At 57.5% G+C, this 6639-nt stretch carries 8 protein-coding genes; 5 read left to right on the forward strand and 3 right to left on the reverse strand.

Features of this window, described 5'->3' with window-relative positions:
* Positions 1-66 precede the first annotated feature (66 nt).
* Positions 67-2067 (reverse strand): TonB-dependent receptor, encoded by a 2001-nt coding sequence (locus ABY948_RS10390; protein WP_461482468.1) that lies wholly within the window; start codon positions 2065-2067, stop codon positions 67-69.
* A 55-nt stretch (positions 2068-2122) separates the two neighbouring features.
* Positions 2123-2401, reverse strand: a complete 279-nt coding sequence (locus ABY948_RS10395) for a hypothetical protein (protein ID WP_461482469.1) — start codon at positions 2399-2401, stop codon at positions 2123-2125.
* 127 nt (positions 2402-2528) lie between these two features.
* Here ABY948_RS10395 and hisB point away from each other — a divergent pair, with 127 nt between their 5' ends.
* The 5 genes from hisB (at position 2529) to ABY948_RS10420 (ending at position 5965) form a co-directional block, all read left to right on the forward strand.
* Positions 2529-3122, forward strand: coding sequence for an imidazoleglycerol-phosphate dehydratase HisB (hisB, locus tag ABY948_RS10400; RefSeq protein WP_461482470.1), 594 nt, complete (start codon positions 2529-2531; stop codon positions 3120-3122).
* A gap of 12 nt (positions 3123-3134) precedes the next feature.
* Complete coding sequence (gene hisH, locus ABY948_RS10405) at positions 3135-3791, forward strand: imidazole glycerol phosphate synthase subunit HisH (RefSeq protein ID WP_461482471.1); 657 nt, start codon at positions 3135-3137, stop codon at positions 3789-3791.
* Positions 3792-3854: 63 nt separating this feature from the next.
* Positions 3855-4583 carry a 1-(5-phosphoribosyl)-5-[(5-phosphoribosylamino)methylideneamino]imidazole-4-carboxamide isomerase gene (gene hisA / locus ABY948_RS10410; RefSeq protein ID WP_461482472.1) on the forward strand — a complete coding sequence of 243 codons (729 nt, stop codon included), beginning with the start codon at positions 3855-3857 and terminating at the stop codon, positions 4581-4583.
* Positions 4584-4673: 90 nt separating this feature from the next.
* Positions 4674-5144, forward strand: coding sequence for a hypothetical protein (locus ABY948_RS10415; protein WP_461482473.1), 471 nt, complete (start codon positions 4674-4676; stop codon positions 5142-5144).
* A 551-nt stretch (positions 5145-5695) separates the two neighbouring features.
* Positions 5696-5965, forward strand: coding sequence for a hypothetical protein (locus ABY948_RS10420; protein WP_461482474.1), 270 nt, complete (start codon positions 5696-5698; stop codon positions 5963-5965).
* Between the two features lie 217 nt (positions 5966-6182).
* Here ABY948_RS10420 and ABY948_RS10425 read toward each other — a convergent pair.
* Positions 6183-6639: hypothetical protein (locus ABY948_RS10425; RefSeq protein ID WP_461482475.1), on the reverse strand; the 457-nt coding region annotated here is incomplete at its 5' end.

Below are 6639 nucleotides of genomic sequence, written 5' to 3' on the forward strand. Positions count from 1 at the left end.
ATTGCGGGAATCATGTAACCCGCAATCACCGACTTTGTTTACCTGCGCGAGGCGCAGGCTCAGGGATTAGAAGCTGTAGCGTGCGCCCAGTTCCAGGCTCATGGCTGATTCCGGGGCGATATCGCGCAGATAGGAGGTGGCGTTGCGAATTTCCTCGTCCAGCAGGTTGGTGCCTTTCACAAATAACAGCCAGTCACCCTGGGGGGTATTGATGTGGTAGTGAAGGTGGGCGTCCAGCCGGGTGTAGTTGTCGGTGTCAGGCTCAAACTCGCCGGCGTGACTCTGGTCGTTGGCCTGGGTCAGGCGCACACCGGCATTCCAGCTGTAGGCGGTGTAATCCAGCGCCATGCCGTAGCGCAGCGGTGGAATGCGGGGCACATCGCCACTGCTATCCAGTTTGGCGCGCACGTAGTCACTGAACAGTTCGACCTGCCAGCGCTCGCCCACGGGAATGCCCAGTGACGCTTCAATACCGCGGAAGGTGGCGTCTTCCTGCTGGAATTGGTAGATGGGCAATTCCTCATCAGGATCAAAGGCACCGGTATTTTTCTTGAAGATGAAATCGTCGATGGCGTTGTAGAACAGGTTGAGGTTCAGTTCCACCGGACCCTCGTAGCGGTAGCCCAGCTCCAGGTTGTGGCTGGTTTCCTCGTCCAGATCGCTATCCCCCAGGTCAAAGGATTCACTGGCGTGGTGGGGTCCGTTGGACAATAGCTCTTCAACCGCCGGGGCGCGCTGGGCGCGGGTCAATGAGAAGCTCAGGGCGTGTTCATCGGTTAACTGCCACAGGGCCCGCGCCGACAGGCTTTGGGTGTTGTGGCTGATGTCCGAATCCCCCTGCGGGTCGATGGTCTGGCGATCCAGGCGCAGCCCCAGTTCATAGCTCCAGTCGTCTATCTCGGTTTCCCCGGTCCAGAAAATACCGCCCTGGCGGATATCCGATTTGGGGATGAACGCCTCCTCGCCGATGGCGGCGAACTGACGATCTTCCAGCTGGGAGCCGATGGCGCCGCGCCAGCCGGCGATTTCCCGGTGCAGTAGTTCAATGCGTCCCTCAAAGGCTTCGTTGGTGAATTTGGTGCCCTTGGCGCCCCCTTCAATTTCTATGTGTTCGTAGTCGTTGTAGCCGAGGCGGAATCGGCCCAGTTCAAAGCCGGGCAGCACATCGGCCCATTCGCCTTTCAGGTCCACCCTGGTCTGTTCCTGGTCGATGCGGATCAGTTCCGGCTCTTCATCCTCTTCATCTTCATGGTGGTGAACGGCTGGGGGGATGCCATAGAGATTTTCCAGGCGGCTGACGGCGAGGCCGATAAAGCCGTCGTCGCCCACCCAGGACAAACCGCCGGTAACGCTGTGGGCTTGGGTATCGGTGTTGGCGATAAAGCCGCGGGTGGTTTCGTGCTCGCCGGGTTCTTCTCCGGGTTCCGGCTCCTGGGCAAAGCCTTCGATTTCCAGGTCGTTGCTGTCACGGTACATGCCGTCCAGGTGCCAGGCCCAGTTGCCCTGGCCGCCCTCCAGCAGGAACACATTGCTGTTCTGGTCATTGGCGGTGTTGTGGCGGTACTCCACGGCGCCGCGAAGTTGTTCCGGTACTTCGTCGGGAATGCGGTTGTCGATGACATTGACGACACCGCCGATGGCGCCGTTACCGTAGCGCAGGGTGGCGGGGCCACGCAGTACTTCAATGCGCTCGGCCACCAGCGCCTCGGTGGTAATGCTGTGGTCGCCGCTGGCGGTGGAGGCATCCAGGGTGCCGAGGCTGTCCTGCATGATTTTGACCCGGCCATCGCTCTGGCCGCGAATCACCGGCTTGCCGACGCCGGGGCCAAAGCCGGAGCTGGTGACCCCGGCTTCATCTTTCAGTGATTCGCCGATGGTGGCGGCGGCCTTGTTGTGCAGTTCCTCGCCACTGAGAATGCTGACGGCCTGGTTGATTCCCGCGGCATCCTCTTCCAGCGGTGAGGCGGAAACGATCACTTCATTCAATTCGGTGTGGTGTTGGTCTTGGGCGGACAGAACGCCCGGCAGGCTGGTTAATGCCAGCGCTGCCACGAAGAATTTTTTCATGGTCAAACATCCCTAATCAGAAATGAGATTCAAAAGATTTTTTTGCTGTGTCAGTTCAGATCGGGGAAGGCGGGGCGCGGCTGTTGCGCGGGGCAGCGGTGTTGCGGACAGGTGCCGCGACCAGAGTAAACAGCGACACCGCGGCCACGGGGAGCAGGTCGATAGCGGCCGGGCGGCTTTCCAGCGCAGCGTCATCGCCGTTGGCGCTGTGGCAGATTTCACAGCCGACCCTGTCATTATCCAGGTGAATATGCGACGCCGCTGTTTCACTCAACCACAGGGTGGTGAGGGCCAGCAGGCAGACAAGCAAAATGTTGGGGCTTCGCAACCGCATATCGCCGCAAATAACCAGGAAAAGGGACTCGGCAGTGTAATGACTTCACACTGCTTATGGAAGGGTGGGGTTGGGGGCTTTATAATACGCCGTCCCGACAACTGCGGGCAGAATTTTGGAGAGACCCATGGCGCAACGCAAGGCGGCTGTCAGTCGCGATACCCTGGAAACCCGGATTACCGTGGAGATCAATCTCGACGGCACCGGTCAGTCCAGCTTTGAAACCGGCGTGCCCTTCCTGGATCACATGCTGGACCAGATTGCCCGCCATGGCCTGATTGATATCGCCGTCAGGGCCGAGGGCGATACCCACATCGACGATCACCACACCGTGGAAGACATCGGCATTACCCTGGGCCAGGCATTCCAGCAGGCGCTGGGCGACAAGAAAGGTCTGCGCCGCTATGGCCACGCCTATGTGCCGCTGGATGAAGCGCTGTCCCGGGTGGTGGTGGATTTCTCCGGCCGGCCGGGTCTGGAAATGTTCGTGGATTTCACCCGCGCTCGCGTCGGTGGTTTTGATGTCGACCTGGCCTACGAGTTTTTCCAGGGGTTCGTCAACCACGCCGGGGTGACCCTGCACATTGATAACCTGCGTGGCAGCAACACCCACCACCAGATTGAAACCATCTTCAAGGCCTTTGGCCGCGCAGTGAGGATGGCCGTGGAACTGGACCCGAGAATGGCCGGCGTGATGCCGTCCACCAAGGGCACCCTTTAAGCAGTAATTCCTATGACAGATTTTCGTACCCGTATCGCTGTGCTGGATTATGGCATGGGCAACCTGCATTCCGTGTCCAAGGCACTGGAACTGGTGGCGCCCCGCGCCGAAGTGATCATCACCTCCGACGCCGCTGAAGTGGAAGATGCCGATCGGGTGGTGTTCCCCGGGGTGGGTGCCATTCGCGATTGCATGGGAGAAATTCGCCGTCTCGGTTTCGATCGCATCGTCGCCAAGGCCGTCAAACAGGGCAAACCGGTGCTGGGCATTTGCGTCGGCATGCAGGCGCTGCTGGAGCACAGTGAGGAAAACAACGGCGTCGACTGCCTGGGAATTCTGCCCGGTCAGGTGCGCTTTTTCGGTCGCGACCTCCGCGACGCCAATGGCGAAAAGCTGAAGGTTCCGCACATGGGCTGGAATCGGGTGCATCAGGCCATCGATCACCCCATGTGGCACGGCATCGAACAGGACGCGCGCTTCTACTTCGTGCACAGCTACTACGTGGACGAGAGCCGCCCCGAGCTGGTGGCGGGCACCTGTGACTATTCCGTGCGCTTTGCCGCTGCGGTGGTGCGCGACAATCTGTTCGCGGTGCAATTCCACCCGGAAAAGAGTCACACCGCCGGTTTGCAGTTGCTGAGCAACTTCGTCTCCTGGCTGGGTGAATAACCCCGTCGGGTTGGCCGCCCCATAACGATAATGACCACCCCAGAACAGACAGGAATTTAAGCAGTGCTGATTATCCCCGCAATTGATTTGAAAGATGGCCAGTGCGTGCGCCTGCGCCAGGGCCGCATGGAAGATTCCACCGTATTCTCCGGCAACCCCGTGGATATGGCGGCCCGCTGGGTGGAAGCCGGCGCCCGCCGCCTGCACCTGGTGGACCTGAACGGCGCCTTTGCCGGCGAGCCGGTCAACGGGGAAGTGGTCAACGCCATTGCCAAGGCCTACCCGAGACTGCCGATCCAGATCGGCGGCGGCATCCGCAGCGCCGAGACCATCGAGGCCTACCTGAAGGCCGGCGTGGAATACGTGATTATCGGCACCAAGGCAGTGAAAGAGCCCGAATTCGTTACCGAGATGTGCAAGCAGTTCCCCGGCCATATCATCGTCGGTATCGATGCCAAGAAAGGCCTGGTGGCCACCGATGGCTGGGCCGAAGTCACGGAAGTGCGCGCCACCGATTTGGCCAAGCGTTTTGAAGCCGATGGCGTCAGCGCCATCGTCTACACCGACATCGACCGCGACGGCATGATGCAGGGCGTCAATGTCGAGGCCACAGTGGCCATGGCCAATGCCTCTTCCATTCCGGTGATCGCCTCCGGTGGCATCACCAACATGGACGATATCGTCGCCCTCCACGCCGTAGCTGATAAGGGCATTCTCGGCGCCATCACCGGCCGCGCCATCTACGAGGGCACTCTGGACGTGGCTGAAGCCCAAAACCTCTGTGATAACTGACTAGCCAGTCACGCTGCAACTGGAAAACGGTATCGGCTGGCCGCCATTTGATTCAGAATGGCGGCCAGGTTCCCGTTCAGGTTTCCAGCCATGACTACTCGTATTAGCAGTGCCGAACTCATCAGAAGGGTCGAGCTTTTTGTGCTGATTCTCGGCATGACCATTCCTCTTTACCTTCTCAGCCGGGGTGCCAAAAGCGCATTTGTTGTCAACCTGAGGACTGGTCTGATGCTGGAAGATGTCCTGCTCACGGCGTTCAGTCTCATGGTTATGGGGGCGATTGTGGTTTCACCCTTTTTATTGTTGGCGCTGCTGGGCAAGAAAGTTGCCGGTACAGGGCCAACGAATCCATATCAGAAAGCGGGCTTGGTTATTTCTCTACTGATTGCCGCATTGTCTGTTTATCTCTATATGGCCGCCCGCCACACTGTCCCCACTGACCTGTCTTCTACCGAGGGCCTGGTCTTTATCTCCACGCCAATCTATTTGTGCCTGATAGGCAGCGCCTTATACGGGCTGCTGAATTTTCTGTATTCACGACAAAAAGTCGCTGCGCTGTAAACGGGGACATCACACACTAAGCCCGGCACTGATGTGGTAACGGCTTATGCGCCCGCTGAGCAGAGATGACATTTGCTCCATCAGTTCGGTTTCAATCGCCACCCGCCGGGCCTTGACAGCACGCAGCTAAGCCGCAATGCTTTGCGTATATTCTTAAGCCAAGCCCGATCAAGGAAGATAGATGGCTCGCTTGCCCCGAATACCTCCACTAGCCCCTTTGCGAACAGCTTCGGTAAGCTGGATCGCTGCGTATCCTTTGCCACCATCTGTACACCCCTACTGCTCGATACGGTCAAAGCTCTGTTCAGGGATAGTGCATTAGCGTGCCGTGTTCCCCTCGGGCACAGAATGTCAGGATAAGGAAATAAGTGAAATGAGACAGGATATTGCATTCAAGTTATGGCAAATCACCTTATGGGATATATGGCACTGTGACGCAAAACACTATGTCGGGGTGCTCTCTGTTTCGCTATTAGGCCCCACCGGCACAATCCGCGGGCCAGCCTAGTACTTCGGTTTCAATTTAGTTAACAACCTAAAGGAGAAGCATCATGGCTATGATCAAGAATCAAAAGGGCGAAGTCACATTGTTGGGAGTGATCATCGTAGTAGCGGTGCTCGTTGTGGTTGCTCTGATTATTGTTGCAACGACGAATCAAAGTTCTCCTCCTCCACCATCGCAGGCACCAGGCACAACAAGCACTTGCTTTACCTACAGTCTTGGTTTGTTGGAGTTTCAATGTGGCGACAATAAATTTATGGGGGCTAGCTTCGGTATTTGGGACTGCAAGGCGGGTATCGGTGCCCATCAGTGCAAATGAGCCCGGTATCAAGTTTGAAGTGCGATGGCAAAAAGCGCGCCTGCTGGCAGCGTTAGCAGAGCGAGGTCCCCACGACCTGTAGCTCTTCTGTATCGTTGGATTGACTTATAGGGAGGTGATTATGCCAAGGTTTTCAAGTGGACCGCCTAGCGTCAGATTTGGCTTGGGGTATGAGTTTATCTGTTTCACGGGAAATGATGCGAATCGGGTTAAGGAGTTATTCGGTGTCGTGGGCATCCTGGGCCATGCTGCTGTTGGCGCAATCGTCGGCTTGATCGTTGGCAATGCCCCCGGCGCGCTGCTGGGTGGCGTCATCGGTTTTCTTTACGGGCTGTTTTACGCGGGTTTGAACACGGTGCTGGCGGAGTGCGACTGTGGTGAAGGGAAGGCCTTCTGCCTTGCGTATCAAACTTTTACCAGTCCATTGGGGAGAGTGCCATCTTATCCTTTCTTCGTTGCCGCACCCGGAGCGTGCAAGAAGGTTGTCCCGGGTTGCTAAACTGAGATTCGGGAACCAATGCACGCCACGACACAAATACAGTCGAGGAATGCAACTTTCGCGGTTGATTTGGGCTATTAAGGCAGCAATGGGTATGTAAGCACTTTCAATATCATGGAATTGGATCAAGGAGAGAGACATGACCGATATAAAGAGGATTGCATTCGAGCGTGTA

Origin of the sequence: Porticoccus sp., from assembly GCF_041592135.1 — a bacterium.
Classification (GTDB): Bacteria; Pseudomonadota; Gammaproteobacteria; order Pseudomonadales; family Porticoccaceae; genus Porticoccus.